Raw genomic sequence first — 25,447 nt, 5'->3', positions numbered from 1 at the left:
CCCTTTTTCGTTGCAGAAGGGAAGCTCAGTGGGTGGTCAGGCCGAGCAGATGGTCGGCGACGCCCTTGGTCCGCCGCGACGTGCCGGCGGTCGCCTCGCTGGTGCTCTGCAGCGCCTGGAGTACATCGGTCAGCGAGCCGACGTCCGCCGACTGGCTCTCGATGTGCTGTGCCACCGCACGTATCGCATCGGCCAGGCGGTCGATGTCGGTGCCGATCTCCTCGGCGTTCCGGCGGGTGATCTCGGCCAGCTTGCGCACCTCGTCGGCGACCACGGCAAAGCCGCGGCCCATCTCGCCGGCGCGCGCGGCTTCGATCGCCGCGTTCAGCGCCAGCAGGTTGGTCTGTCCGGCGATCTGCTGGATGGTCTGCACCACCGACTGGATGCGCTGGCTCGACTGCGCGAGGGCGCGTGCGCTGCCGACCACCGCATCGGCCTGGTCGACCATCTGACTGACCGACGTGCCGGCCTGGTCGATCACCTGCGCCTGCTGGTCGATGGTCAGCGCCAATTCGTCCATCGAGCCGTGCAGGTCGGTCGCGCATTGGCTCAACTGGTCGGCCATGTGCTGGCGCTGGCGGTCGGCATCGAGCAGCACCGCGCCGAGATCGGCGAGGCCGCGGAATACCGGGCGGATGTGCTCGTCGAGGCCGTTGATGTCGAGGCTGCTGTGGTAGTCCTGGCGCTTGAACTGGTCGATCTGCTTGACCACCACTTGGCTCAGGCCGGTGAGTTTCTTGATCTGCCGGCGCAGGAAGAACGCCTTGAACTCGCCGTGGTAGGCGATGAAGTTGTCGGTGTATTCGTCGCGAAACGCCGCCTGATCGCTGGTGCGGAAGAAGAATACCGCCGTCAGCGTCTGGTTCAGGTTCAGCCCGAGGATCTCGCCGAAGGTCGAGTAGCCGAGCACCGGCGTGTCGCCGAAGACCGCGTGCATGCCGTCGAGCGCCTGGGCATTGTTCAACCGGCGCAGGATGCAGTCGTTGAGAATGCCGACCAGCGGTCGGCCGGGCTTGTCGCGCATGAAGCGCTGAAAGTCGCGGCGGGTGGCTTCGACCAGTGGTGTGCGCTTGACCATCACCAGTTCCTCGCCGGGGGCGACATCGCAGAACAGGTGCACGCGCTCGTTGGCGAAATCGATTCGCGCGATCGAGCGCACGAACACCTCCTCGCCCACGCGGATGGCGAAGGAGTAATCCGCCAGCCGCGCCTCCAGATCGCTCGGCGCACAGTGCAGCGCCTCGCAGAGTGCGGCGACCATCGATCGGATGTTGCCGCGCGCGTCAACGACCTGGCTGATGTAGCGATCCTCCAGCGATGCGCTGAGGACGCTGAGGCTGAGCGCGGTCGGCTCGAAGTTCTGGCTCTTGAACACGCCGAAGCGCACGTCGCGGGCGCATTTGAGGAAGACGATCTGCGCATGGTTCTGGTAGGCGCGCGTGCCGTCATGCAGCTGGGTGGCTTTGAAGTCGAGCTTGCCGCCGGCCGAACCGCCGACGAACAGGCAAGGGAAACGGCCGGATTCGTAGAGTGCTTCCATGAAGAACGATTCGGACGCCGAGAGGCCGTCGAAGACGATGTTCGCCAGGGTGTCGCGATAGTCGATCGGCATCTTCACCTGCAGCCGCCGCAGCGACTCGGTCAGCCGGGCGATGCGTTGCGCCATGCTCAGGCGCGTGCCCTGGCCGCGGATGTCCTCGCATTCCAGCGGTACGTGGACGATCTCGGCGGCGGCGATCACGCTCGCGTCGAACAGCTGCAGCGCCACGCGATCCCAGTGCGCGCCGGTGCTGCAGTACAGCTGGGTATTCTGGCTCGACAGCTCGCCGGCGGTGGTGCACAGGCTGATGACCGCCTGTGGGAAGCGCTGGCGGATCAGGCGCGCGACCGCATCGAGATCGACATGCGGCGAGACGAAGCCGGCGATGTAGGTCGGCTCCAGGCGCAGTGCCGCGAGTTGCTCGGGCAACTGCGCAGCGCTGCCGAGCAGGCTGGTGACACCATCGCCCTGACGGGCACCGGAGCGGGATCGAAGAATTGACAGCATGACGGCTTCGCTCGTGAGGGCTGCAGGACGGATGCACTGCTTTCAAGGCGACGTTACGAGCATGCGAGGCGGGCGGCTATGCAACTATGTGGCTGCTACCAAAGTAGCTACCGCCGGTCGGGCTCTGCCGGTTCAATTGCCCCAGAGGAGCTTGCCGACCCCGGTGTGTGCCGGCAGCAGATAGAGGCTGAGGCCGAAGACCAGCAGCAGGCCGAGGATATAACCCAGCGAAACCAGCGCGCCCGCACGCGACCGGCGTGGCGGCGAGGCTTCGGAAGTGGCGCAAGGGCGGTGGCGGTCCATGACGGCTGGCGGCTGAGCTCGGGAGCGGCGGGGCCGCGGCGGTGGCAGAGATTAAACAGTGTCAAGGCAAAGTGCCATCACTGGTTTCGACCTCTCGGTCAGGTGCCTCGCGCGAGCAGCTCGCGGCGGATATGACCGATCGCGCCCATCGGATTGAGCCCCTTCGGACAGACCCAGCTGCAATTGCCGATGCTGCGGCAACGAAACACGCTGAACGGATCGTCCAACGCCGCCAGCCGTTCGGTGGCGGCGGTGTCGCGGCTGTCGACGATGAAACGCCAGGCCTGCAGCAGACCGGCCGGGCCGATGTACTTTTCCGGGTTCCACCACCACGACGGGCATTGCGACGAGCAGCAGCCGCAGAGGATGCACTCGTACAGGCCGTCGAGCCGCGCGCGCTCCTGCGGCGATTGCAGACGCTCGATGCTCGGTGCCGGCTGGTTGTTGATCAGCCACGGACGAATGCGCTCGTATTGCCGGAAGAACTGGCTCTGATCGACCACCAGGTCGCGGATCACCGGCATGCCGGGCAAGGGCCGGATCACCAGGCGACCGGCGCCGTCCAGCGCCTCGGGGACCGGAGTGATGCAGGCCAGGCGGTTCTTGCCGCCGATGTTCATGCCATCCGAGCCGCACACGCCTTCGCGGCAGGAACGGCGGTACGCCAGCGACGGGTCCTGCTCGCGCAGATATTCCAGGACATCCAGCACCATGCGCTGGCGTAGCTCGTCCGGTATCTGCAGTGCCTGCATGTAGGGCACCTCGTCGCATTCCGGGTTGTAGCGGTACAGCTGCACATCGAGCATGGCTGGCGTTCCTCCGCGTGCATGTTTTGCCGAACCCTGAGCATAGTCGGCCGCCACGCGACGGGGCGGAAGGAGAATGTCCGGCCACCGAGGCCGGTCCTGACTTCACGAGGAGAGCCCGCGATACGGAACCGATGGTCTGGTGTCGTCTTCGGCGGCCTGGCGCTCCTCTATATCTGTCGGTGACGCGTATAGTCACGCCGCTACTGTCGCCGCGATCTTCCTCACCGCCGCTGATACTCGACGAAGGCCGACGGGGCATTCGAGCCGCTATGGCAAAAGGCTTACACGCCGTCGCGCCGATGGCTGCTTTGTCCGCCCCGGTCGGCGGCTTAATCTATGCCCGTCTCCGCAGCGCAGGACGCGCTCGGGATCATGGAAGATCGGCCACGCCAGGACGGCAGCTCAAGGAATGAAATGGTCAGAGAAAGCCCGCTTCGGCGGGCTTTCTGCTGTCTGCAGCACAGGAAACCGTCGCGGTGGTCAGTGTTGCGCAACCGCCACCATCTGTTCGATCAGCCACTGCAGGGCCGCATCCTTCTCGCGCGGGGCGACGCTGACGATATCCAGCTGGAAGGGGCCGAGATCGAACGGCAGGTCGAACAGCTGCAGCGGCAGCAGCTTGGCGAAATGCTGCGCGAGCTGGGTCGGCAGCACGGCCGCGAGGTCGCTGCTGGCGACGATATGCGCCGCTTGCAGGTAGTTCGGCGTGGTGTAGACCACCTCGCGCTGTAGACCCTGTTCTTCCAGCCACTGATCGACCATGCCGCGGGTCTGCCCACCATGTACCCAGAGATGGCGCAGGCGCAGGAAGCGGTCCAGATCCAGTCGCTCGCCCACCAGCGGATGATCCCGGCGCAGCACGACCTGCAACGTCTCGCTGGTCCAGCGACGACGCTGAAAACGCGTCGGCACTTCGAGAAAGCGGCCCAGCGCCAGATCCAGCTCGCCGTGTTCCAGCGCTTCGGTCGGCAAGGTCGGCGTCAGATACTCGATCGCCAGCTGAATCCCGGGTGCCACTTTGGCCAACTGCGCCATCAGCGCTGGCATGCAGATCAGCTCGACGTAGTCGGTGACGGCAATGGCGAAGCGCTGGCGGCTGGTCGCCGGGTCGAAGAAGTCGCCGGCGTTGAGGGTGTGCTCGATCTGCTGCAACGCCTCGCGGATCGGCGCTTCCAGGCTCAGGGCGCGCGGCGTGGGCTGCATGGTGCGGGCGACACGTACGAGCAGCGGGTCGTCGAGCAATTCGCGCAGACGATTGAGCGCGTTGCTGACCGCCGGCTGGCTGAGCGAAAGCCGTTGCGCGGCACGCGAAACATTGCGTTCGCGCAGCAGGGCGTCGAGCACGCGAAGCAGGTTGAGATCGAAACTGTTGATATTCATTCGGTGAATCCGAAACATCACAAGACTAAATTTCAAAAATAGTAGCGTCTTCGTCTATGGTTGGTCTCCACCTTTTTCCAGCCTGCGACGAGGACCGTTCACATGAGCCAACCCCGCTTCGATATCCAGACCGCCGCCGTGATCGGTGCCGGCACCATGGGCCGCGGCATCGTCATGAGCCTGGCCAATGCCGGTGTGCAGGTGCTGTGGCTGGACAACAATCCCGAGATGCTCGAGCAGGCGCTGGGCGTGGTGGCCGACACCTACGCACACAATGTGCGTCAGGGGCGGATCGACGAGGCCGAAGCGGCGGCGCGCCGGGCCCGCATCAGCAAGGCCGCGGATTACCCGGCGCTGGCCGACGTGGACCTGGTGATCGAGGCGGTCTACGAGAACCTCGAACTCAAGCAGAAGATCTTCCGCGAGCTGGACGGCATCGTGAAGCCGACCGGCATCCTCGCCAGCAACACCTCGGCGCTGGATATCGATGCCATCGCCGCGGTCACCAAGCGCCCGGAGCAGGTCGTGGGCCTGCACTTCTTCAGCCCGGCGCACATCATGAAGCTGCTGGAAATCGTCCGCGGGGCGAAGACTGCGCCAGCAGTGCTCGAGGCTGCCACGGCGCTCGGCAAGCGCATGGGCAAGGTCAGCGTGATCGCCGGCAACTGTCCGGGCTTCATCGGCAACCGCATGCTCGCCACCTACGTGCGCGAGGCTCGGATGATGCTGCTCGAAGGTGCCTATCCGCATCAGGTGGACGCCGCGCTGCAGGGCTTCGGCTTCGCCATGGGCCCGTTCCGCATGTATGACGTGGTGGGTATCGACCTGGAATGGCGCGCCCGCGAGCTGGCCGGCAAGGGCCAGGACGAGCCCGAGGTGCAGGTGGATAACCGTCTCTGCGAACTGGGCCGCTTCGGCCAGAAGTCGCGCATGGGCTACTACCGCTACGCCGAGGGCAGCCGCCAGGCCGAGCACGATCCGGAAGTGGACGCCCTGGTGCAGCGCGAGTCCGAGCGCCTCGGCTATGAGCGCCGCGAGATCGGCAGCGAAGAAATCCTCGAGCGTTGCCTGCTGGCGCTGGTCAATGAGGGCGCCAAGATCCTCGAGGAAGGCATGGCCGAGTCCAGCGCCGATATCGACACCGTCTACCTCTACGGTTACGGCTTCCCGGCCGAAGTCGGCGGGCCGATGACCTGGGCCGACCGTCAGGGTCTGCCGGCCATTCGTGATCGCCTCAACGCGCTGGCCGAGCAGCACGGCGAGCACTGGCAGCCGGCCGGACTGATCGACAGCCTGGCCACGCTCGGCGGGCGTTTCGCCGACTACAAGAAGGAGGCTTGAGCATGGAATACAAGGCCCCCCTGCGTGACATGCGCTTCGTGCTGCACGAGCTGTTCGACGCCACCGGCCATTGCGAGTTGCTCGGCAACGGCCTGGACCGCGAGCTGATCGACGGCGTTTTGGAAGAGGCGGCGCGCTACACCGGCGGCGAGATCGCCCCGCTCAATCGCAACAGCGACGAGGAAGGGGTGACCCTGGAAAACGGGGAAGTCCGCACGCCGCAGGGCTTCGTCGAGGCCTACCAGCAGTACGTCGACAACGGCTGGGCGAGCATGACCGGGCCGAGCGAATACGGCGGCCAGGGCTTCCCGCAGCTGGTGGCGTGCAACTTTCACGAGATGCTGATGGCAGCGTCGCTGTCGTTCCGCATCTATTCGGGGCTGACCGAGGGCGCGGTGCTGGCGCTGTACAAGCACGGCAGCGACGCGTTGAAGAATGCCTATCTGGAGAAGCTGGTCAGCGGCCGCTGGAGCGGCACCATGTGCCTGACCGAGCCGCAGGCCGGCACCGATCTCGCCCTGCTGCGCACCCGCGCCGAGCCGCAGGCGGACGGCAGCTACAAGGTCAGCGGCAGCAAGATCTTCATCTCCGGCGGCGAGCACGACATGAGCGAGAACATCGTGCATCTGGTGCTGGCACGGCTGCCGGATGCGCCGGCCGGGGTGAAAGGCATCAGCCTGCTGCTGGTGCCCAAGTTCATCGCCAATACCGACGGCACGCCGGGCGCGCGCAACGCGCTGAGCTGCGGTGCCATCGAACACAAGATGGGCATCAAGGGCGCGGCGACCTGCGTGATGAACTTCGATGGCGCCACCAGCTGGATCGTCGGCGAGCCCAATCAGGGCCTGGCGTGCATGTTCACCATGATGAACGACGCGCGCTTCCAGGTCGGCTTGCAGGGGCTTGGCATTGCCGAACAGGCTTATCAGGGTTCGCTGGCCTATGCCCGTGAGCGCTTGCAGTCTCGTGGGTTGACAGGCGCGCAGCATCCGGACAAGCCAGCCGACCCGATCATCGTGCACCCCGACGTGCGCCGCATGCTGCTGACGCAAAAGACGCTCGTCGAAGGCAGCCGCATGCTGGCGGCCTACTGCGCCCGCCAGCTGGACCTCGAGCATGGCCATCCCGAGCCGAGCTACCGCAAGGCGGCGAGCAAGCGCGCTGCGCTGCTGATCCCCATCGTCAAGGCGTTCTTCACCGACATGGGCCAGGAGGTGGCGAGCCTCGGCGTGCAGGTCTACGGCGGCCACGGCTATATCCGCGAATGGGGCATGGAACAGCTGATGCGCGACAGCCGCATCACCCAGCTCTACGAGGGCACCAACGGCATTCAGGCGCTGGATTACATCCGCCGCAAGCTGCTCGGTGACGGCGGCGCGGAACTGTCGGCGCTGCAGGCGGAATTCAGCGAGATTTGCGACCGGCAGATCGATCGCCCGGCGCTGCACGCTCTGGCCAGCAAGGTGCAGATGCGTCTCGGTGAGTGGCGCGAGCTGACGGCCGAGATCATCGCTGCCACCGGTCGCGATCCCCAGGAGATCGGCGCGGTGTCGGTGGATTTCCTGCAGTACTCGGCCTATGTGTTGTTGGCCGGTCTCTGGCTGCAGGCCGCGGCGCGTGCACAGGATGCGTTGGAGCAGGGCGCCGGTGAGGAGGCTTTCTATCAGGCCAAGCTGGCCAGTGCGGATTTCTATCTGCGCCGTGTGTTGCCGCGGGCGAGTGCGCATCGGGAAGCCATTCAGGGTGGCGCGGATTGTTTGATGGCGCTGCCGGAAAGCGACTTCGCGTTTTGAGCTAATCGATCACAGGAGGCACCGATGCATCCGTTCAGCTTTGCCACAACCGCTCAATTGATCTGCGAGCCTGGCTCGTCGCGCCGGCTGGCCAGCCTCTGCAAGGAGCGTGGGGCGCGCTCGGTGCTGGTGGTGACCGACCCGGGCATCACCCGTTTCGGCCTGCTCGACGAAGTCCTGCCGGGCTTCGAGACGGAAGGGCTGCAGGTCGCGGTTTACGATCAGGTCGTTGCCGACCCGCCCGAGCACATCGTCCTGGCGGCGGTGGCGCAGGCCAGGGCGTCCCGGGTCGATCTGATCATCGGCTTCGGCGGTGGCAGCTCCATGGACGTGGCCAAGCTGGTCGCGCTGTTGGCACATCCTGATTGCGCGCAATCGCTGCAGGACATCTATGGAGTCGGCAACGCCAAGGGCCAGCGCCTGCCGCTGATCCAGGTGCCGACCACCGCCGGCACCGGCTCGGAAGTCACGCAGATCGCCATCATCACCACCGGTGAGACGACCAAGATGGGCGTGGTCTCGCCCCTGTTGCTGCCGGACCTGGCGTTGCTCGACGCCGATCTCACCCTCGGCCTGCCACCGGCGGTGACCGCGGCCACCGGCATCGACGCCATGGTGCATGCCATCGAGGCGTACACCAGCGCGCTGAAGAAGAACCCCATGTCCGACCTGCTGGCCCGCGAGGCGCTGCGACTCTTGGCGGCCAATCTGGACGAGGCGGTGCACAACGGCAGCAACCGCGAGGCACGCCAGGCCATGCTGCTGGGCGCCTGCCTGGCCGGCCAGGCGTTCGCCAATGCGCCGGTCGCTGCCGTGCACGCGCTGGCCTATCCGCTGGGAGGCAATTTCCACATTCCCCATGGGCTGTCCAACGCCCTGGTGTTGCCGCAGGTGCTGCACTTCAACGTCAGCGCCGCCACCACGCACTACGGTGAGCTGGCGCCCATCGTGTTGGGCGATCGGCTGCGCACGGATGATCCGTCCACCTACGCCGAGCAGCTGATCGAGGAGTTCGAGCAGATGAGCGCCCGCGTCGGCTTGCCGACCCGGCTGCGTGACGCCGGCGTGCCGGAAGAGATGCTGCCGCAACTGGCGAAGGAGGCGATGCTGCAGCAGCGCCTGCTGGTCAACAATCCGCGCGAAGTCACCGAGGCCGACGCGCTGGCCATCTACCGCGCCGCCTACTGAGGAGCCTCTGCATGTCCGAGCAAGCCCGGCATCTGCGCGACGACTACCGGCATTTCCATACCATCAGCACGCGCTGGCACGACAATGACCTCTACGGCCATGTCAACAACGTGACCTACTACAGCTTTTTCGATACGGCAGTGAATGCCTACCTGATCCACCACGGCGGGCTGGATATCCACGACGGCGGGGTGGTCGGCTTCGTGGTCAGCTCCTCGTGCGACTACTTTGCCTCCATCGCCTTCCCGGATGCCCTCGAAGTCGGCCTGCGCGTTGCCCGCCTGGGTAGTTCATCGGTGCAGTACGAGCTGGCGGTGTTTCGCCGTGGCGAAGACGAAGCCTGCGCTGCCGGGCGTTTCGTCCACGTCTTCGTGCGTCGCGCCGACAACCGGCCGACGCCGATCCCGGATAGTCTGCGCCGCGCGCTCGAAGCGCTGGCCTGAACGACGAAGAGGCCGGGGGATCGATGATCCGCCCGGCCTCTTGGTCATGCCCGCGTGGCTGCCCGCTGACAGTGCTTAGTGATGGTGCTTATGCCACTTTTTCTTGTAGTGGCCCTTGCCAGGGTGACGATGTCCGTCGCGGTAATAGCGCCGGTCACGATCACGGTAATCGCGGTCGTCATCGCCGTAGGCGTTGCCCAGCGCGCCGCCGGCACCACCACCGACCGCCGCACCGATCAGGCCGCCGGTGCTGCCGCCGACTCGCTGGCCGATGACGTTGCCGCCGGCCGCGCCCAGGCCGCCGCCGATGGCCGCTTCGGTACGGTTGCGCCGGTCCGCGCCGACTGCACCGCCTGCCGCGCCGCCGACACCGGCTCCGATGGCGGCGCCGGTGGAGCCGCCCAGATGTTCACCGACCACCGAGCCCAGCGCGCCGCCCAGCGCGCCGCCAACGGCCGCTTCGGTATTGCTTCCGGCAAATGCGGCACTGCTGAGCAGGCTCGCGGACAACAGCAGAATCGAGGAATACTTCATTGACGCAACCTCAGAGTGGATGGCGCCGCGATCCTTACCCGCCGAACCGCAGCGGCGCAAGCGCCCTCCGATGAAAGGTGTGAGCTTGCGCAAACTCCGCAAGTATTTGTTTTGAAAAAGGAACTTCAAACAAGCGAAGCGGTCTAGGACTGGTTGTGAAGGGGCTCCGCGCGGTCCGGCTGGCGATCGGTTTCGGCCAGGATGGCGCTGATCTGTTGCACCAACTGGTCGATGGTGAAGGGCTTGCTGATCATGTCCATGCCGCTGTCGAGGAACCCGCTGCTGGCAGCGCGCTCGGCATAACCGGTCATGAACAGCACCGGCAGCTGCGGGCGCTGCTGGCGGGCGATATCGGCCAGCTGCCGGCCGTTCATGCCCGGCAGGCCGACGTCGGTGACCAGTAGATCGATGCGCTGCTCCGATTCCAGGATTGCCACTGCCGCGGTGCCTTCGGCCGCTTCCAGGGCCTGATAACCGAGCATATCCAGCACATCGAGCACCAGCAGGCGTACTGCCGGGTCGTCCTCGACCACCAGCACGCATTCGCCCTGCTGCGCACGCAGCACCGCGGCGGCGGCGCTTGGAGCCGGGGCGCAGGGCACCGCCTCGGCGTGGGTCGGCAGGTACAGGCACACTTCGGTGCCGGCGTCCGGCTCGCTGGTGATCTGCAGATGCCCACCCGCTTGCCGGGCGAAGCCGTAGATCATCGACAGCCCAAGGCCGGTGCCCTGGCCGATGGGTTTAGTGGTGAAGAACGGCTCGAAGGCGCTGGCCAGGACCTTGGGTGTCATGCCGCAGCCGCTGTCGGCGACTGTCAGGGTGACGTAGGCGCCGGGCGCCAGGTCGCCGACCTGGCGGGCGCGCTCGAGCATCACGTTGGCGGTGCCGATGCGCAGCGTGCCGCCGTCGGGCATGGCGTCGCGGGCGTTGATCACCAGGTTGAGCAGCGCGCTTTCCAGCTGGTTGTCGTCGCTGTAGGCCGGCCACAGATCGGCCTGCAGCTGCATTTCAATCTGGATATGACTGCCGAGCGTGCGGATCAGCAGGTCGTGCATCGAGTCGATCAGCGCGTTGAGTTCGACTCGCTTGAGGTTCAGCGGTTGACGGCGCGCGAAGGCCAGCAGCCGATGGGTGAGTGCCGCGGCGCGATTGGCGGAGGTAACCGCGGCGTCGATGAAACGCTGGGTTTCGCCGTGGCGGCCGGACTGAATGTAGCGCTGGATCAGGTCCAGCCCGCCGATGATGCCGGTGAGCATATTGTTGAAATCGTGCGCGATGCCGCCGGTGAGCTGGCCGACGGCCTCCATCTTCTGCGCCTGGCGTAGGGCGTCCTGAGCCTGTTCGCGGCTGGCCATTTCCTTGAGCAGGCGTTCGTAAACCTCGGCCAGCGCCTGGGTGCGCTCCTGAATGCGGCTTTCCAGTGTCTCGTTGAGTTCGCGCAGGGCCTGTTCGGCGCGCCAGCGCTCGGTGACGTCCAGTGCCATGACGAAGAAGCCGATCACCTTGCCGTGGACGTCGACGCGCGGCAGGTAGTGCACCAGCGAGCGCCGCTGCCCGCCGTCGCGGTGCGGGCTGTGGGCCTCGAAGGTCACCGTTTCGCCGTTCAGCGCGGCGCGGATGTTGGCGCGCCGCAGCTGATAACCGGCCTCGCCGAGGATCTCGCGCACGGTCTTGCCGCGCAGCCATTCCGGCGGATAGCCGAACCAATCCTCGTAGTAGCGGTTGTTGAAGCGGAAACGTTCCTGATCATCGATGTAGCCGATCAGCAGCGGCAGTGCGTCGGTGATCATCTTGATCTCCGCCTCGCTCTGGCGCAGGGCCAGTTCGCTGGCGTGCTGACGGCTGATGTCCATCACCGCGCCGGGAAAGCGCAGCACGCGACCGTCTTCACCATAGTGGCAGCGCCCGCGCGCGTAGGCCCAGCGCGGCTGTTCATCGTCAGTGTGCAGCCGGTAACGCTCGGCGAAGGTGCCGTTGCCGGCGACGCATTGCTGCATCGCCGCCAGCACGCGGGCGCGGTCGTCGGGGTGGATGTGTTCGACAAACGGCTGGACCGAGAGGCTCTGCTGGGGCGTCGTATAGTCCTGCTCCGGCACATGGCAGAGCAGCTCGACCTGCTCGCAGGTCGCGCCGCCCTGCACGTCCCAGTCCCAGATGCCGATCAGGTCACTGGCTTCCAGCGCCAACTGCAGGCGTTGTTCGCTGAGGCGGTAGGCCTCGGCGCTGAGCTTGTAGCGCAGCGCCGTCTGCGACAGGCGGGCCTCGCTGCGCATGCGCTCGCTGGTTTCGTTAAGGCACAGCAGCAGGCCGGCGATCTTGCCGCGGCTGTCGCGGATCGGGCTCAGCGCCATGTCGAACCAGGCATCTTCCGCTTCGTCGTGGCGCTCGATCAGCATGTGGCGGTTGTGCAGCAGGCGCGCCTCGCCGCGGCGCGCGCCGTCGCAGGCGGGCTCGAGCAGTTCCCAAGTGGCGCCCCAGGTGCCGCAGGCCGGACTGCCCAGCTCGGCCGGATGGCGTCGGCCGATCAGCCGCGCGTGGGCGTCGTTGTAGAGTTGGATGTTGTCCTCGCCCCAGAGGATGCACATGGGCCCGGGGGCATCGAGGATCGTATCGACCAGCAGGCGCAGGGCCGCCGGCCAGTCCGCGGGCGGACCCAGCGGGGTGACCTGCCAGTCGTATCGGCGAATCCGTTCGCCCATTTCGCTGCTGCTGTGCGGCCAGCGCTCAGCTGTCGGCATAACCTGTTCCATTCCTTGCACCGTGGTCGGCTGTGTGGCCGGAAGATGAGCCTGTGCGCGGGCCGGCCAACGCGCAGGAGGCGCTGCGAGGCGCGTCATGGTCGTGGCGCTCGCAGCGCGACGATTCTACGGGGTTACTCGCGGTAGAAAAGCGCGCTTTGTCAGGCAGCGCGCCCCTGCAAGCTGCGGATCAGCTCCGGATAGCTTTCGACCGCGGCGAACTCCTCGGTGTCCTTGTGGCCGCGCCGGCTGTCCGGTTCGCGCACGGCCAGCAGATGGGCAATGCCGAATGCGCGGGCGCTGCGCAGGATCGGCAGGCTGTCGTCAATGAACAGCGCGCGCTCCGGTGCCAGCTCCAGATCCTGGCGCAGGGCGTGCCAGAACTGCGGGTCTTCCTTGGGGAAGCCATAATCGTGCGAACTGATCAGACGGTCGAACCAGGGTGCCAGTTCGACGCGCTCAAGCTTCAGCGACAGCGAATCGCGATGGGCATTGGTGATCAGGACCACGCGTTTGCCGGCATCGCGCAGTGCGGCGAGAAACTGGTCGGCGGCCGGGCGCAGGGCGATCAGATGGGCGATTTCGCGCTTCATCTCGCGGATCGGCAGGTCGAGCTCGCGGGTCCAGAAGTCCAGGCAGTACCAGGTCAGCTTGCCCTGGTGTTCGTTGAACAGCGGCGTCAACTCCATTTCGGCCATCGTGCGGCTGATGCCGTGGCGCTCGGCGTAGCGCTGCGGCAGGAATTCGAGCCAGAAGTGATTATCGAAATGCAGGTCCAGCAGCGTGCCGTCCATGTCGAGCAGGACGGTATCGATGGTAGACCAGGGCGGGGCGGCGATCATGGCGGGCTCTTGATGGTCGGATAGGGTTGAGACGGTGGCGTGCAGCAAAGCGTTCACGGCTGCCGCCAGAAGCCGGGTTATCATAGCTGCTCGCGTTTGCAGGAGTGTCCCATGCGCCAGAAACCCACCGTGCTTGCCCGTGAGATCGTTGCGAGCAGCCGCCTGTTCCGCGTCGAGGAGCTGCAGCTGCGCTTCTCCAATGGTGTCGAGCGCACCTACGAGCGCCTGGTCGGCAAGGGGACCGGCTACGGCGCGGTGATGATCGTGGCGCTGGCCGATGCGCACAATGTGCTGCTGATCGAGGAATACTGCGGTGGTACCGACAGCTACGAGCTGTCGCTGCCCAAGGGCCTGATCGAACCCGGCGAGGATGTGCTCGAGGCCGCCAACCGCGAGTTGAAGGAAGAAGCCGGTTTCGGCGCGCGACGCCTGGAACTGCTGACCGAGCTGTCGCTGTCGCCGGGTTACATGAGCCAGAAGATCCAGGTGGTGCTGGCGCGCGACCTCTATCCCGAACGCCTCCCGGGCGATGAGCCGGAGCCGATGCGCGTCGAGCAGTATTCGCTGAATGAACTGTCGAGCCTGATCCAGCATCCGCAGTTCAGCGAGGGCCGCGCGCTGGCCGCGCTGTACCTGGCGCGCGATCTGCTGACCCAGCGTGGGGAGTTCGGCCAATGATTCATCGCTACCTGCCGGCGGTGATCGATCTGGTGCGCGCGGCCGGTTCGGCGACCCTGCCGTACTGGCGCCGCGAACTGGCAGTGCAGACCAAGGCCGACGAGTCGCCGGTGACAGCGGCGGACATGGCCGCGCACCGGCTGCTGTTCGACGGCCTGACGGCGCTGGACCCCGGCATTCCGGTACTGTCCGAAGAGGACTGCGCGCTACCGCTGGCCGAGCGTGCCGGCTGGACGCGCTGGTGGCTGGTCGATCCGCTGGACGGCACCAAGGAATTCATCGCCGGCAGCGAGGAGTTCACCGTCAACGTGGCGCTGATCGAGCGCGGCCGGGTGTGCTTCGGCGTAGTGGGCATTCCCGCCGATGGGCGCTGCTATTACGGCGGCGCCGCGCTGGGTGCCTGGTGTGGCGAGGTGGACGGCACGCTCCGCCCACTGCGCACTCGTCCGCAGCCAGTCGGCGCTTTCACCGTGGTGGCCAGCCGGCGGCACAGCAGCCCGGCGCAGGAACAGCTGCTCGAACGCCTGCGGCAGCGCTTCGGCGAACTCGCGCTGGCGAATGTCGGTAGTTCGTTGAAGTTCTGCCTGCTCGCCGAGGGCTCCGCCGACTGCTATCCGCGCCTGGTGCCCACTTCGCAGTGGGATACCGCGGCCGCGCAGGGTGTGCTCGAAGGGGCGGGCGGCGAAGTGCTGGATATCGCCGGCGCGCCGCTGACCTACGAGGCGCGCGAGGGCTATCTCAATCCGTCGTTCCTGGCACTGCCGGCCGGCGCCGACTGGCGTGACGAACTGCTGGACATGGCGCAGCGGCCCTGAGGCCGGCGCTGCGCTAACGGCGGGATGATCGCAAGGCTGCCGGGCGGGGCTATTTGTGCAGCACGAACTGCCCGGTGAAACGCACCGCGTCGCGGCCATCGGCGGCGAGGATGCGGCTGTGCAGTTCCAGGCGCGAGCGGCCGCGGCGGCGGTAGATCGCTTCGAAGCGCTCCCAGGCTTCCGGCGTCGGCGCGGAGCAGATGGCGATCGCATCGTCGACCACCGGCAGCGGGTATTCGATCTGACCTTCATGGATGACGATGTGGCCATCCTCGATGCCGGCTTCGCGCAGACGCAGATGCAGCCAGCCCCAGCCAGCCAACACCGCGGCGCAGTAGAGACTGCCACCGAACATGCTGCTCTTGTGGTTGATGTTCGGCTGCAGCGGCACGTTCAGGCGCAGTTCGTGGTTTTCCCACTGCGCGACGCGCAGGCCCAGCGAGCGCGTCAGCGGAATGTCGTGATGGAGGATGGCTTCCAGGTAGCGGCTATCGCGGCTCATGCCGGGGAGATTCCTAAAACGTGGCGGAGACAGGAAAGACGCCAAGCATGACTGTTGAGTCACGATTTTGCCAGCCTGGTCATGCTTCAGCTCGGCCGGCGATGCTTGGTCCGGCTGTCTGTGCCGGCGGTGATTCGGCGCTGCGACGCAGGTTTCAGCGGCCGGTGCGACGCTCGCTCTTGCGCTGGTAGGCGCAGTAGCCCGGACGCGGGCCGACGTGCGGGTGGTTGCGGCAGGTGTCCGGGCGCTTGGCGTAGACCGTGCACAGGCGCGTCTGGCGGTCGAGGTAGAGGCAGTCGCCGTTGGCCAGGCGGGTCAGGGTGAAGATCTCGCGCTTGTGGTTGAAGTGCTCGACCACCCCTTCGCGGCTCAGGCGCCGGGCGACCTGCTTGGCCGGTTCGTCGCGCTCGAACTCGTCGACCAGCCCCAGACGGATCAGGTCGTCGATGCGCACCTCCACCGGCAGGGTGCAGCAGGTCGCGTGGCAGTCGCGGCACAGCCCGTTGCTGTAGCGGGCCCAGGTTTCCAGGCGTTCAGGGTCGGATGAGGCGATCAGCGAGTGTTTCACGGCGCGCGTTTCGATGAAAAAAGGTGCGCGATCATAACGGGCTGCGCGGCAATTGCCAGCGGCGTACGCCGGACGGGCGGTCGCGCAGATGTAAAGGAAACCTGCAAACCTGTCTGGACTGCCCGATGAGGTGAACCGGCCGCCCCGCCACGAGTCCCTCTTGTATGTTTTCCAGCCGCGAGGACTATCCATGACGCAGGAATCCGGCGTTTCCCCTTCCGACGAAGTCAGCGCATTCCGCGAGAAGGTCTTGCGCAAGCTGACCTATTCGGTCGGCAAGGACTCCGAAAGCGCATCCGACTACGACTGGTTCGAGGCGGTGGCGCTTGCCGCACGCGACCACATCATCGACCACTGGATGGAATGCACCCGGCAAACCTATGAGGGCGGTTGCAAGCGGGTGTACTACCTCTCGCTGGAATTTCTCATCGGCCGTCTGCTGGTCGACAGCCTGAGCAACCTCGGCCTGTTCGAGGTGGCGCGCGAGGCGCTGGCCGAGCTGGACGTCGACATCGAACGCATCCGCCTGCTCGAACCCGATGCGGCGCTGGGCAACGGCGGCCTCGGGCGGCTGGCGGCGTGTTTCATGGAAAGCATGGCGACGCTGCAGGTGGCGGCGCATGGCTACGGCATCCGTTACGACCACGGGCTGTTCCGCCAGGCCATCGTCGACGGCTGGCAGCACGAGCAGACCGAGACCTGGCTCGACTTCGGCAACCCCTGGGAGTTCGAGCGGCCGGAAGTCAGCTACCTGATCGGCTTCGGCGGCCATGTCACGGCGATACCGGGCGAGGGCGGCGGCGAGTCCCGCCACTTCTGGCACTGGGCCGAGGGTGTGCGGGCGATCGCCTACGACACGCCGATCGTCGGCTGGCGCGGCGCCAGCGTGAATACCCTGCGCCTATGGCGCGCGCGGGCTGAGGCGGATTTCCACCTGGAGCGCTTCAACGCCGGCGACCACATCGGCGCGGTGGCCGAGGAGGCCAAGGCGCAGAGCATCTCGCGGGTGCTCTACCCGGCCGACAGCACCGAGGCTGGCCAGGAGCTGCGCCTGCGCCAGGAGTACTTCTTCGTTGCCGCCTCGCTGCAGGACCTGCTGCGCCGCCACCTCGACCAGCGCGGCACGCTGGACAACCTGCCGGACTACGCGGCGATCCAGCTCAACGACACCCACCCGGCAATCGCCGTGGCCGAGCTGATGCGCCTGTTGGTGGACGTGCACGGCCTGCAATGGCCGCACGCCTGGAAGCTGACCACCGCGACGCTGAACTACACCAACCACACGCTGCTGCCCGAAGCGCTGGAAACCTGGCCGGTGGGGCTGATGGAGCGGCTGCTGCCGCGGCACATGCAGATCATCTACCTGATCAACGCCCATCACCTCGACAGCCTGCGCCAGCGCGGCGTGCAGGATGCCGAGCTGCTGCGCTCGGTGTCGCTGATCGAGGAGGACCACGGACGCCGCGTGCGCATGGGCAACCTGGCGTTTCTCGGCTCGTCCAGTGTTAACGGCGTGTCGGCGCTGCACACTGGGCTGATGCGCAAGACGGTGTTCACCGACCTGCATGCGCTGTATCCCGAGCGGATCAACAATAAAACCAACGGCATCACCTTCCGCCGCTGGCTGTACCAGGCCAACCCGCACCTCACCGGGCTGCTGGTGAGCAGCCTCGGCGAAGCGCTGCTGGACGATCCGCAGCATCGCCTGCGCGATCTGGAGCCGTTCGCCGAGCAGGCCGCCTTCCGCCAGCAGTTCGCCGAGCAGCGCATGGCCAACAAGCGTCATCTGGCGGCGTTGATCCAGGAGCGGCTGGGCGTGAGCGTCGATCCGACGGCGCTGTTCGATGTGCACGTCAAGCGCATCCACGAGTACAAGCGTCAGCTGCTCAACCTGCTGCACACCGTGGCGCTGTACCACGCGATCAGCGCCGATCCGGGCGGCGACTGGGTGCCTCGGGTGAAGATATTCGCCGGCAAGGCGGCCGCCAGCTATCACCAGGCCAAGCTGATCATCAAACTGGCCAACGACATCGCCCGCACCATCAACGACGACCCCACCGTGCGCGGCCTGCTCAAGGTGGTGTTCCTGCCCAACTACAACGTCAGCCTGGCCGAGGACATCATCCCGGCGGCCGACCTCTCCGAGCAGATTTCCACCGCCGGACTGGAGGCGTCGGGCACCAGCAACATGAAGTTCGCCCTCAACGGCGCGCTGACCATCGGCACGCTGGACGGCGCCAACGTCGAGATGAGCGAGCAGATCGGTCGCGAGCACATGTTCATCTTTGGCCTCACGGCGCAGCAGGTCGAAGCGCGCAAGCGTGCCGGCGAATTCAACGCCGAGGCCACCATCATCGGCTCGCGGCGCCTCAGCGAGGTGCTTTCGGCGATTCGCGACGGCGCCTTCTCGGCCGACGATCCGGGGCGCTACGTGGGCCTGATCGACGGGCTCTACTGGCACGACACCTACCACGTCTGCGCCGACTTCGAGGCCTACTGGCAGGCGCAGCTGGAGGTCGAGGCGCGCTGGCGCGATCCGGAGCAGTGGTGGCGTTCGGCGGTGCTCAACACCGCACGCACCGGCTGGTTCTCTTCGGACCGCACCATTCGCGAATACGCCAGCGAGATCTGGAAGGTGATGTAGCGCGGCGCCGGAGTGTAGCGCGGCGGCCAATGCCGCTGCGCTGAACTCCACTGCGGCGGTGTCGGTCTGAGGGGAGTTAGTTTTTTGCCGGCCTGCTAAACTGCGCGGGTTTTCTCCCCTCTCTGGAGCCTTTTCCATGTCACGCGTAACCCTGAGTCGCTACCTGATCGAGCAGACCCGCAGCAACAACACTCCCGCGGATCTGCGCTTCCTTGTCGAGGTGGTGGCGCGCGCGTGCAAGGCCATCAGCCATCAGGTGTCCAAGGGCGCGCTGGGCGGCGTGCTCGGCAGCATGGAAACCGAGAACGTGCAGGGCGAGGTGCAGAAGAAGCTCGACGTGCTGTCCAACGAGATCCTGCTGGAAGCCAACGAGTGGGGCGGCACCCTGGCCGGCATGGCGTCCGAGGAAATGGACAAGCCGTACCAGATTCCCGGTCGCTACCCCAAAGGCGCCTACCTGCTGCTGTTCGATCCGCTGGACGGCTCCAGCAACATCGACGTCAACGTCTCGGTCGGCACCATTTTCTCCGTGCTGCGCTGCCCCGGTGACTGCTTCAGCCAGAACGACTCGCTCGGCGAGGAAGCCTTCCTCCAGCCGGGCACCCGCCAGGTGGCCGCGGGTTACGCGATCTACGGTCCGCAGACCATGCTCGTGCTGACGCTCGGCCACGGCGTCATGGGCTTCACCCTCGACCGCGAGCTGGGCAGCTTCGTGCTGACCCACGAACACCTCCGCGTGCCGCAGAGCACTGCCGAATTCGCCATCAACATGTCCAACCAGCGCCATTGGCAGGCGCCGGTCAAGCGCTACGTTGAAGAACTGCTGGCCGGCAAGGAGGGACCGCTGGGCAAGAACTACAACATGCGCTGGATCGCCTCGATGGTGGCCGACGTGCACCGTATCCTCACCCGCGGCGGCCTGTTCATGTATCCGTGGGACGCCCGCGAGCCGGAGAAGCCCGGCAAGCTGCGGCTGATGTACGAAGCCAATCCGATGTCGTTCATCATCGAGCAGGCCGGTGGCGCCGCCACCGATGGCACCCGACGCATCCTCGACATCGAGCCCACCTCGCTGCACCAGCGCGTGCCGGTGTTCCTCGGCTCGAAGGAAGAGGTCGAGCGCGTCACCGGCTATCACCAGGCCTGATGTGATGCCCGTGCCCTGGCAGCAACTGCTGGACTGGTGGTTCGGTCAGGGCACCACGGCGCGCGAGATCTCGGGCGAAAAGCATGCGCTCTGGTTCGGCTACCGGAGTGCGCAGGACGCCCAGGCGCGCGAGCGCTTCGGCCCGCTGTGCGAGCAGGCGCTGCGTGGCGAACTCGATGCCTGGACGGCCAGCCCCGAGGGCTGGCTGGCGCTCATCCTGCTGCTCGATCAGCTGCCGCGGATGATTCACCGCGGTACGCCGCAGGCCTTCGCTGGCGATGCGCGGGCACAGCAACTGGTACGTCAGGGGCTGGCGCACGGTGGCGACGTGCTGCTGGCGCCGATCCAGCGTGTGTTCGTCTACCTGGTGCTGGAACACGCCGAGGACCTGGCGCAGCAGGAGCTGGCCGTCGCGCACTTCGAGCAGCTGCGTGAGATTGCCGCGGCGGATGAACAGCCGCTGTTCGACGACTTTCTCGATTACGCCCGGCGCCACCGCGCTGTGATTGCCCGCTTCGGCCGCTTTCCCCATCGCAATGCATTGCTCGGGCGCGAGTCGAGCGAAGCCGAGCGCGCATTCCTCGCCGAACCGGGATCGCGCTTCTAGCTTCTAAGTAAGTGATCGCACCGTTCGGCCTCTGGCCGGCACGGCTGCCGGCCAGGCGCTAGTCTTTCCGTACCTGACAAGGAGTTTGCTCATGCCGCTGCGCTTTTCCGCCCTGATTGCCATCGCCTTGCTGCTTGGCGCCTGCAGCAAGATCACCCAGGACAATTTCGCCCAGCTCAAGCCCGGCATGCCGCGCGTCGAGGTCGAACAGCTGCTCGGCAAGCCCGAGGAGTGCGCCGGCGCGCTGGGCATGTCCAGCTGCACTTGGGGCGACAAGAATCGCTTCATCAGCATCCAGTTCGCCGGTGACAAGGTGATGATGTTTTCCGGCAAGGGGCTCAAATGATGGTCATGCGCATGCTGGCGGCGCTGTCGTGCGCACTGTTGCTGGGCTGTGCCGGCGCGACGAGTGGCGAGGCGCCTCCGGCGACTGCCGGCCAGGTCGATCTCGAGCGCTACCAGGGCACTTGGTACGAGCTGGCGCGGCTGCCGATGTTCTTTCAGCGCAACTGCGTGGAATCCGAGGCGAATTACCGTTTGCAGGACGACGCCAGCGTCGCGGTCATCAACCGCTGCCGCACCGTCGACGGTGACTGGCAGCAAGCGGTCGGGCAGGCGGTGGCACAGGAGCCAGGGCGCACCGATCGCCTTTGGGTGCGCTTCGATAACTGGTTCAGTCGCCTGTTTCCGCAGCTGACGCGCGGCCACTACTGGATCCTGTTCCTCGACGACGACTACCAGAGCGTGCTGGTGGGCAGCCCCGATCGCGAATACCTCTGGCTGATGGCGCGTACGCCACAGGTTTCCGCGCAGGTACGCGACCGCCTGCTGCAGGAGGCGCAGGCCCGCGGTTACGTCACCGAATCGCTGATCTGGCGCGGCGAACAGCAGTAGCGCGCCTCACGCGCCCCGCCTGCGAGCGTCATGAGGCGAGGCGGGTCAATTTACGCAGCGGCATGCCCGTGCGCGTGATCCTCGCTATGATGCCGGACATATCCAGGGGCCGACCGCCGGCCACGCAGATCGGGAGTGTGCCATGCAAACCTTGTATCCGGAGATCAAACCCTATGCGCGACACGAGCTGGCGGTGGAGGAACCGCATGTGCTCTACGTCGACGAGAGCGGTACTCCGGATGGCCTGCCGGTACTGTTCGTGCACGGTGGCCCCGGCGGCGGCTGCGATGCGCTGAGCCGGCGCTTCTTCGACCCCACGGTCTATCGCATCATCACCTTCGATCAGCGCGGCTGCGGGCGCTCCACACCGCACGCCAGCCTGGAGAACAACACCACCGCCCACCTGATCGCCGACATGCAGCGCATTCGCGAGTTTCTCGGCATCGACAAGTGGGTGCTGTTCGGCGGCTCCTGGGGCTCGACGCTGTCGCTGGCCTACGCCCAGGCGCACCCCGCGCATGTGCATGCGCTTATCCTGCGCGGCATCTTCCTCTGTCGGCCGCACGACCTGAGTTGGTTCTATCAGGAAGGTGCGAGCCGATTGTTCCCCGATTACTGGGAAGACTTCGTCGCACCGATCCCGCCGGAAGAGCGCGGCGATCTGATGCAGGCGTTCTACCAACGCCTGACCGGCACCGACCAGATCGCACAGATGCACGCGGCCAAGGCCTGGTCGTGCTGGGAAGGCCGCACCGCCACGCTGCGGCCCAATCCGCAGGTGGTGGAACGTTTCGGTGATCCCCATCGCGCGCTGTCGATGGCGCGCATCGAATGCCACTACTTCATCAATCAAGCCTTTCTCGAACCGAACCAGCTACTGCGCGACATGCCGCGGATGGCGCATCTGCCTGGCATCATCGTGCATGGCCGCTACGATGCCATCTGCCCGCTGGACAACGCCTGGGCACTGCACCAGGCGTGGCCGGAGAGCGAGCTGCAGATCATCCGCGACGCCGGCCATTCGGCTGCCGAGAGCGGCATCACCGATGCGCTGGTGCGCGCCGCTGCTGACATTGCGCAGCGCCTGACCAACGTACCGCCGGCGGATGACGCCTGATGAAGGCACTGCTGCAGCGTGTACGGCACGCACGGGTCGAGGTGGCGGGTGAGGTGGTCGGCGCGATCGATCAGGGGCTGCTGGTGCTGATCGGCGTGGAGCGCGAGGACGATCAGGCGCGCGCCGACAAGCTCCTGCACAAGCTGCTCAACTACCGCGTTTTCGCCGATGCCGAAGGGCGCATGAACCGCTCGCTGCAGGACGTCGGCGGCGGTCTGCTGCTGGTGTCGCAGTTCACGCTCGCCGCCGATACCCGCAGCGGCCTGCGTCCCAGCTTCTCCAGTGCGGCGCCGCCGTCACAGGGGGAGGCGCTCTATGATTACCTGCTGGCGCAGGCCCGTCGGCAGTACCCACAGGTCGCCTGCGGGCGCTTCGGTGCCGAGATGCAGGTGCATCTGCAGAACGACGGTCCGGTAACCTTTCTGCTGGAGAGCTGAGGGTTCAGGAGCGCGCCGGTTCCAGGTCGTTGTCGCGTAGCCAGCTGACCGCATATTCGCGCAACTGGACTGTCTGGTAGCGCAACCACGCCTCGCGCACCGCGGGAAAGTCCTCGAGCTTGAAGTCGAAGGTGCGCAGCGGCTTGCGCCCCTTCAGTGCATTGCTCAGCACGGCGTGCGCGATAGGGTCGTGCTGGGTGAACAGGAAGGCCTCGCGCATGGCGATGGCCTGCGCCAGTTCCAGCGGCGCGATGTGCAGGTAGCGATCCTGCTGAATGTCGTATTTATCCATGACGCCGGGTGCCGGATCGCCAGGGAAAATTGCGCGAATCTCGCCACTCTCCAGGTCGAGGTAGTACTCGGCGGTGTCGCGCCCATCCAGCGCGAATTCCAGACGGTGCATATCGATGGTCAGTGGTCGCATGAAAAAGGCCGCTCTCGTGCAGTGATCGTGGGACGCGCCGCCGCAACGGCTGGCGCAGCTGAATGCGGTCGAGCCCTGGCGGGCCTGGAAATCAACCGCATGGGAGGGGCGTCATAAACAGCCTGTAGCGTCTGACCACCCGGCACCGGGTGGGTGCGTCACGCTCATCGGAGAATGCGCGCCGAGCGCTGGCGGCGCCGCCAGCGTGGGCTCAGAACAGGCGGGCCAGCAGCGCGCTGACCGCGGTCTCCACCCGCAGGATGCGCTCGCCCAGCTGCACCGGCTGCAGGCCGGCTTCGGCAAGCTTGTCCACCTCGTAGGGGATCCAGCCGCCCTCCGGCCCGATGGCGAGCGTCACCGGTCCCTCGACGGCGCGCGGGCAGGCCGGATAATCGCCGGGATGACCGACCAGCCCGCGGGTGCCGGCAGCCAGCTGCGGCAGGCGGTCCTCGACGAAGGGCTTGAAGCGTTTCTCGATGATGACTTCCGGCAGCACGGTGTCGCGCGCCTGCTCCAGGCCGAGAATCAACTGCTCGCGGATCGCCGCCGGCTCGAGAAAGGGGGTCTGCCAGAAGCTCTTTTCCACCCGATAGCTGTTGAGCAGCACCAGCCGCGGCACGCCCATGCTGGCGACGGTCTGCAGCACGCGCTTGAGCATCTTCGGTCGGGGCAGGGCGAGCAGCAAGGTGAGCGGCAGTTTGGCCGGCGGCGGCTGGTCGAATTCGACCTCGAGTTCGACCTCGGCGGTCGTCAGGCGCAGCAGCCGGCCGCTCCCCATCGCACCGTCCAGCAGGCCGACCCGCAGCGTCGCGCCGGGCTCGGCGCGGTGCACGTCATGCAGGTGGGTCAGGCGCCGGTCGCGTAACGATACGCGGCGCTCGGCGACGAAATCTGCCGGCTCGAGCAGCAGCAGGTTCACGGGCGCGGAGCGGGCGGCTGGCTGCCGGCGTCCGATGGCTGCTCGTCTGCCAGCTCGGCCTCTGCCTGCTCGCGCTTCTTGACCATGCTGCCGCAGATCACGCCGGTCTCGAACAGCAGCCACATCGGTACCGCCAGCAAGGTCTGGGAGAATACGTCCGGCGGGGTCAACACCATGCCGACGACGAAGCAGCCGACGATCACGTAGGGGCGGCTCTTGCGCAGGGTCTCGACGTCGACGATGCCGACCCAGATCAGCAGGAAGGTCGCCACGGGGATCTCGAACGCCACGCCGAAAGCGAAGAACAGCGTGAGGACGAAGTCCAGGTACTGGCCAATGTCGGTCATCATCGCCACGCCTTCTGGCGTCACGCTGGCGAAGAAACCGAACATGATCGGAAACACCACGAAGTAGGCGAAGGCCATGCCAGCGTAGAACAGCAGGATGCTGGAGATCAGCAGCGGCACGGCGATGCGCTTCTCGTGCTTGTACAGGCCAGGCGCGATGAAGCCCCAGATCTGGTGCAGGATGATCGGCATCGAGAGGAACAGCGCAACCATCAGCGTCAGCTTGAACGGCGTCAGGAACGGCGAGGCGACCCCGGTGGCGATCATCGTCGCGCCTTCGGGTAGGTAGGCGCGCAGCGGTGCGGCGACCAGCGAATAGATCTGCTGGGAGAAATAGAACAGGCCGGCGAACAGCACCAGTATCGCAATGACGCAGTGCAGCAGGCGCTTGCGCAGTTCGGTCAGGTGGGCGATCAGCGGCATTTCCTGATCGTCGAGGGAAGGCTTGCTCATGGCTCTGGCGATCTGTCAGGACGGGAATCGGACGCCGGCTCGGCGGGTTTGGCGGGCTCGGGCGCCGGCGCGGTGGCGGGCGCGCTGTCGGCGCTGACGGCTGCCTCGGCTGCGGGAGTGGTCGCCGGTGTGGATGCTGCGGGGCTGCTAGTGGTCGAAGCCGGCGGCATGATGCTCTGCTTCATCTCGCGTTCGAGGTCGAGGATGCGTTCGTTGTGCAGTTGGCGACGAATCTCGTCGGCGCCGATCTCGCGCTCGACCTCGGCCTTGATGTTGTTGAAGCTGCGTTTCAGGCGGCCGACCCACAGGCCGGCGGTGCGAACGGCTCCGGGAAGGCGCTCCGGTCCCAGCACCACCAGGGCCACCAGACCGACCAGAAGCAGTTCGGTAAAACCGATATCGAACATCAGGACGTGCTCATCAACAGGGGAGGTGCGCGCCGACTGCCCGAGCGAAGCTCAGGCTGCCGGTTCGCGG

The 25,447-nt window shown here is 66.3% G+C and carries 26 protein-coding genes; 13 read left to right on the top strand and 13 right to left on the bottom strand.

Annotated features, from left to right (window positions below; all coding sequences use genetic code 11):
* Positions 1–25 precede the first annotated feature (25 nt).
* The 4 genes from U8L64_RS17800 to U8L64_RS17785 form a co-directional block, all read right to left on the bottom strand.
* Entirely contained in the window at positions 26–2,047 is a 2,022-nt protein-coding gene (locus U8L64_RS17800; RefSeq protein WP_138300592.1) for a methyl-accepting chemotaxis protein, read from the bottom strand.
* Between the two features lie 132 nt (positions 2,048–2,179).
* Entirely contained in the window at positions 2,180–2,350 is a 171-nt protein-coding gene (locus U8L64_RS17795; RefSeq protein WP_175415056.1) for a hypothetical protein, read from the bottom strand.
* 98 nt (positions 2,351–2,448) lie between these two features.
* Entirely contained in the window at positions 2,449–3,156 is a 708-nt protein-coding gene (locus tag U8L64_RS17790; RefSeq protein ID WP_333398405.1) for a succinate dehydrogenase iron-sulfur subunit, read from the bottom strand.
* 483 nt (positions 3,157–3,639) lie between these two features.
* The gene (locus U8L64_RS17785) at positions 3,640–4,539 is read right to left on the bottom strand and encodes a LysR family transcriptional regulator (RefSeq protein WP_333398404.1); all 900 of its coding nucleotides are present in this window, start codon (positions 4,537–4,539) and stop codon (positions 3,640–3,642) included.
* Between the two features lie 102 nt (positions 4,540–4,641).
* On the opposite strand from U8L64_RS17785, the gene U8L64_RS17780 reads away from it, so the two are divergent.
* Genes U8L64_RS17780 through U8L64_RS17765 form a run of 4 tightly spaced genes read left to right on the top strand, consistent with a single transcriptional unit; the run spans position 4,642 to position 9,304 of the window.
* Positions 4,642–5,880, top strand: a complete 1,239-nt coding sequence (locus U8L64_RS17780) for a 3-hydroxyacyl-CoA dehydrogenase (protein ID WP_333398403.1) — start codon at positions 4,642–4,644, stop codon at positions 5,878–5,880.
* Positions 5,881–5,882: 2 nt separating this feature from the next.
* Positions 5,883–7,673, top strand: a complete 1,791-nt coding sequence (locus tag U8L64_RS17775; RefSeq protein ID WP_333398402.1) for an acyl-CoA dehydrogenase C-terminal domain-containing protein — start codon at positions 5,883–5,885, stop codon at positions 7,671–7,673.
* Between the two features lie 24 nt (positions 7,674–7,697).
* Complete coding sequence (locus U8L64_RS17770) at positions 7,698–8,861, top strand: iron-containing alcohol dehydrogenase (protein ID WP_333398401.1); 1,164 nt, start codon at positions 7,698–7,700, stop codon at positions 8,859–8,861.
* An 11-nt stretch (positions 8,862–8,872) separates the two neighbouring features.
* Positions 8,873–9,304: an acyl-CoA thioesterase gene (locus U8L64_RS17765; protein WP_333398400.1), complete on the top strand. Its 432-nt coding sequence runs from the start codon at positions 8,873–8,875 to the stop codon at positions 9,302–9,304.
* 75 nt (positions 9,305–9,379) lie between these two features.
* On the opposite strand, the gene U8L64_RS17760 is transcribed toward U8L64_RS17765, so the two are convergent.
* From U8L64_RS17760 to yrfG, 3 genes are all read right to left on the bottom strand, one after another.
* Positions 9,380–9,838 (bottom strand): glycine zipper domain-containing protein, encoded by a 459-nt coding sequence (locus U8L64_RS17760; protein WP_043295351.1) that lies wholly within the window; start codon positions 9,836–9,838, stop codon positions 9,380–9,382.
* 143 nt (positions 9,839–9,981) lie between these two features.
* Positions 9,982–12,576, bottom strand: coding sequence for a PAS domain-containing hybrid sensor histidine kinase/response regulator (locus tag U8L64_RS17755; protein WP_333398399.1), 2,595 nt, complete (start codon positions 12,574–12,576; stop codon positions 9,982–9,984).
* A gap of 161 nt (positions 12,577–12,737) precedes the next feature.
* The gene (yrfG, locus tag U8L64_RS17750) at positions 12,738–13,418 is read right to left on the bottom strand and encodes a GMP/IMP nucleotidase (protein ID WP_043295354.1); all 681 of its coding nucleotides are present in this window, start codon (positions 13,416–13,418) and stop codon (positions 12,738–12,740) included.
* A gap of 111 nt (positions 13,419–13,529) precedes the next feature.
* On the opposite strand from yrfG, the gene nudE reads away from it, so the two are divergent.
* The gene (gene nudE, locus U8L64_RS17745; RefSeq protein ID WP_043295356.1) at positions 13,530–14,096 is read left to right on the top strand and encodes an ADP compounds hydrolase NudE; all 567 of its coding nucleotides are present in this window, start codon (positions 13,530–13,532) and stop codon (positions 14,094–14,096) included.
* A complete protein-coding gene (cysQ, locus tag U8L64_RS17740; protein WP_333398398.1) occupies positions 14,093–14,911 on the top strand; it encodes a 3'(2'),5'-bisphosphate nucleotidase CysQ in 819 nt (272 codons plus the stop codon). The genes nudE and cysQ overlap by 4 nt, the downstream gene beginning before the upstream one ends.
* Positions 14,912–14,960: 49 nt before the next feature.
* Here the strand turns inward: cysQ and U8L64_RS17735 are convergent, their stop codons facing one another.
* Positions 14,961–15,413: a thioesterase domain-containing protein gene (locus tag U8L64_RS17735; RefSeq protein ID WP_008569457.1), complete on the bottom strand. Its 453-nt coding sequence runs from the start codon at positions 15,411–15,413 to the stop codon at positions 14,961–14,963.
* A gap of 154 nt (positions 15,414–15,567) precedes the next feature.
* Positions 15,568–15,981: a YkgJ family cysteine cluster protein gene (locus tag U8L64_RS17730; protein ID WP_043295496.1), complete on the bottom strand. Its 414-nt coding sequence runs from the start codon at positions 15,979–15,981 to the stop codon at positions 15,568–15,570.
* 190 nt (positions 15,982–16,171) lie between these two features.
* On the opposite strand from U8L64_RS17730, the gene U8L64_RS17725 reads away from it, so the two are divergent.
* The 7 genes from U8L64_RS17725 to dtd all read left to right on the top strand — a co-directional run bounded on the left by U8L64_RS17725 (position 16,172) and on the right by dtd (position 22,827).
* Entirely contained in the window at positions 16,172–18,625 is a 2,454-nt protein-coding gene (locus U8L64_RS17725) for a glycogen/starch/alpha-glucan phosphorylase (RefSeq protein ID WP_333398397.1), read from the top strand.
* Between the two features lie 136 nt (positions 18,626–18,761).
* On the top strand, positions 18,762–19,772 hold the full coding sequence (locus U8L64_RS17720; RefSeq protein WP_043295362.1) for a class 1 fructose-bisphosphatase: 1,011 nt from the start codon (positions 18,762–18,764) through the stop codon (positions 19,770–19,772).
* A gap of 4 nt (positions 19,773–19,776) precedes the next feature.
* A complete protein-coding gene (locus U8L64_RS17715; RefSeq protein ID WP_333398396.1) occupies positions 19,777–20,379 on the top strand; it encodes a DUF924 family protein in 603 nt (200 codons plus the stop codon).
* A 91-nt stretch (positions 20,380–20,470) separates the two neighbouring features.
* Positions 20,471–20,725 carry a lipoprotein gene (locus U8L64_RS17710; RefSeq protein WP_043295364.1) on the top strand — a complete coding sequence of 85 codons (255 nt, stop codon included), beginning with the start codon at positions 20,471–20,473 and terminating at the stop codon, positions 20,723–20,725.
* A gap of 5 nt (positions 20,726–20,730) precedes the next feature.
* Positions 20,731–21,273, top strand: coding sequence for a lipocalin family protein (locus U8L64_RS17705; protein ID WP_431978460.1), 543 nt, complete (start codon positions 20,731–20,733; stop codon positions 21,271–21,273).
* A 142-nt stretch (positions 21,274–21,415) separates the two neighbouring features.
* Complete coding sequence (gene pip / locus U8L64_RS17700; protein WP_077682235.1) at positions 21,416–22,390, top strand: prolyl aminopeptidase; 975 nt, start codon at positions 21,416–21,418, stop codon at positions 22,388–22,390.
* Positions 22,390–22,827, top strand: coding sequence for a D-aminoacyl-tRNA deacylase (dtd, locus tag U8L64_RS17695; protein WP_333398395.1), 438 nt, complete (start codon positions 22,390–22,392; stop codon positions 22,825–22,827). Before pip ends, dtd begins: the two co-directional genes overlap by 1 nt.
* Positions 22,828–22,831: 4 nt before the next feature.
* Here dtd and U8L64_RS17690 read toward each other — a convergent pair whose 3' ends face one another.
* From U8L64_RS17690 to tatB, 4 genes are all read right to left on the bottom strand, one after another.
* Positions 22,832–23,251: a UPF0158 family protein gene (locus tag U8L64_RS17690; protein ID WP_156715631.1), complete on the bottom strand. Its 420-nt coding sequence runs from the start codon at positions 23,249–23,251 to the stop codon at positions 22,832–22,834.
* Positions 23,252–23,462: 211 nt separating this feature from the next.
* The gene (locus U8L64_RS17685; protein WP_333398394.1) at positions 23,463–24,170 is read right to left on the bottom strand and encodes a 16S rRNA (uracil(1498)-N(3))-methyltransferase; all 708 of its coding nucleotides are present in this window, start codon (positions 24,168–24,170) and stop codon (positions 23,463–23,465) included.
* Positions 24,167–24,970, bottom strand: coding sequence for a twin-arginine translocase subunit TatC (gene tatC, locus U8L64_RS17680; protein WP_043295372.1), 804 nt, complete (start codon positions 24,968–24,970; stop codon positions 24,167–24,169). Before tatC ends, U8L64_RS17685 begins: the two co-directional genes overlap by 4 nt.
* The gene (gene tatB / locus U8L64_RS17675) at positions 24,967–25,377 is read right to left on the bottom strand and encodes a Sec-independent protein translocase protein TatB (RefSeq protein ID WP_333398393.1); all 411 of its coding nucleotides are present in this window, start codon (positions 25,375–25,377) and stop codon (positions 24,967–24,969) included. Before tatB ends, tatC begins: the two co-directional genes overlap by 4 nt.
* Positions 25,378–25,447: the final 70 nt, after the last annotated feature.

Source organism: Pseudomonas sp. FIP_A4, assembly GCF_036701605.1.
Taxonomy (GTDB): domain Bacteria; phylum Pseudomonadota; class Gammaproteobacteria; order Pseudomonadales; family Pseudomonadaceae; genus Stutzerimonas; species Stutzerimonas phenolilytica.
This window is presented reverse-complemented; position numbering and strand designations above follow the sequence as displayed.

Excerpts from the sequence above, each read along its gene's own strand:
- U8L64_RS17800 (WP_138300592.1), bottom strand. The coding sequence starts at position 2,047 with ATGCTGTCAATTCTTCGATCCCGCTCCGGTGCCCGTCAGGGCGATGGT.
- U8L64_RS17795 (WP_175415056.1), bottom strand. The coding sequence starts at position 2,350 with ATGGACCGCCACCGCCCTTGCGCCACTTCCGAAGCCTCGCCGCCACGC.
- U8L64_RS17790 (WP_333398405.1), bottom strand. The coding sequence starts at position 3,156 with ATGCTCGATGTGCAGCTGTACCGCTACAACCCGGAATGCGACGAGGTG.
- U8L64_RS17785 (WP_333398404.1), bottom strand. The coding sequence starts at position 4,539 with ATGAATATCAACAGTTTCGATCTCAACCTGCTTCGCGTGCTCGACGCC.
- U8L64_RS17780 (WP_333398403.1), top strand. The coding sequence starts at position 4,642 with ATGAGCCAACCCCGCTTCGATATCCAGACCGCCGCCGTGATCGGTGCC.
- U8L64_RS17775 (WP_333398402.1), top strand. The coding sequence starts at position 5,883 with ATGGAATACAAGGCCCCCCTGCGTGACATGCGCTTCGTGCTGCACGAG.
- U8L64_RS17770 (WP_333398401.1), top strand. The coding sequence starts at position 7,698 with ATGCATCCGTTCAGCTTTGCCACAACCGCTCAATTGATCTGCGAGCCT.
- U8L64_RS17765 (WP_333398400.1), top strand. The coding sequence starts at position 8,873 with ATGTCCGAGCAAGCCCGGCATCTGCGCGACGACTACCGGCATTTCCAT.
- U8L64_RS17760 (WP_043295351.1), bottom strand. The coding sequence starts at position 9,838 with ATGAAGTATTCCTCGATTCTGCTGTTGTCCGCGAGCCTGCTCAGCAGT.
- U8L64_RS17755 (WP_333398399.1), bottom strand. The coding sequence starts at position 12,576 with ATGCCGACAGCTGAGCGCTGGCCGCACAGCAGCAGCGAAATGGGCGAA.
- yrfG (WP_043295354.1), bottom strand. The coding sequence starts at position 13,418 with ATGATCGCCGCCCCGCCCTGGTCTACCATCGATACCGTCCTGCTCGAC.
- nudE (WP_043295356.1), top strand. The coding sequence starts at position 13,530 with ATGCGCCAGAAACCCACCGTGCTTGCCCGTGAGATCGTTGCGAGCAGC.
- cysQ (WP_333398398.1), top strand. The coding sequence starts at position 14,093 with ATGATTCATCGCTACCTGCCGGCGGTGATCGATCTGGTGCGCGCGGCC.
- U8L64_RS17735 (WP_008569457.1), bottom strand. The coding sequence starts at position 15,413 with ATGAGCCGCGATAGCCGCTACCTGGAAGCCATCCTCCATCACGACATT.
- U8L64_RS17725 (WP_333398397.1), top strand. The coding sequence starts at position 16,172 with ATGACGCAGGAATCCGGCGTTTCCCCTTCCGACGAAGTCAGCGCATTC.
- U8L64_RS17720 (WP_043295362.1), top strand. The coding sequence starts at position 18,762 with ATGTCACGCGTAACCCTGAGTCGCTACCTGATCGAGCAGACCCGCAGC.
- U8L64_RS17715 (WP_333398396.1), top strand. The coding sequence starts at position 19,777 with ATGCCCGTGCCCTGGCAGCAACTGCTGGACTGGTGGTTCGGTCAGGGC.
- U8L64_RS17710 (WP_043295364.1), top strand. The coding sequence starts at position 20,471 with ATGCCGCTGCGCTTTTCCGCCCTGATTGCCATCGCCTTGCTGCTTGGC.
- U8L64_RS17705 (WP_431978460.1), top strand. The coding sequence starts at position 20,731 with ATGCGCATGCTGGCGGCGCTGTCGTGCGCACTGTTGCTGGGCTGTGCC.
- pip (WP_077682235.1), top strand. The coding sequence starts at position 21,416 with ATGCAAACCTTGTATCCGGAGATCAAACCCTATGCGCGACACGAGCTG.
- dtd (WP_333398395.1), top strand. The coding sequence starts at position 22,390 with ATGAAGGCACTGCTGCAGCGTGTACGGCACGCACGGGTCGAGGTGGCG.
- U8L64_RS17690 (WP_156715631.1), bottom strand. The coding sequence starts at position 23,251 with ATGCGACCACTGACCATCGATATGCACCGTCTGGAATTCGCGCTGGAT.
- tatC (WP_043295372.1), bottom strand. The coding sequence starts at position 24,970 with ATGAGCAAGCCTTCCCTCGACGATCAGGAAATGCCGCTGATCGCCCAC.
- tatB (WP_333398393.1), bottom strand. The coding sequence starts at position 25,377 with ATGTTCGATATCGGTTTTACCGAACTGCTTCTGGTCGGTCTGGTGGCC.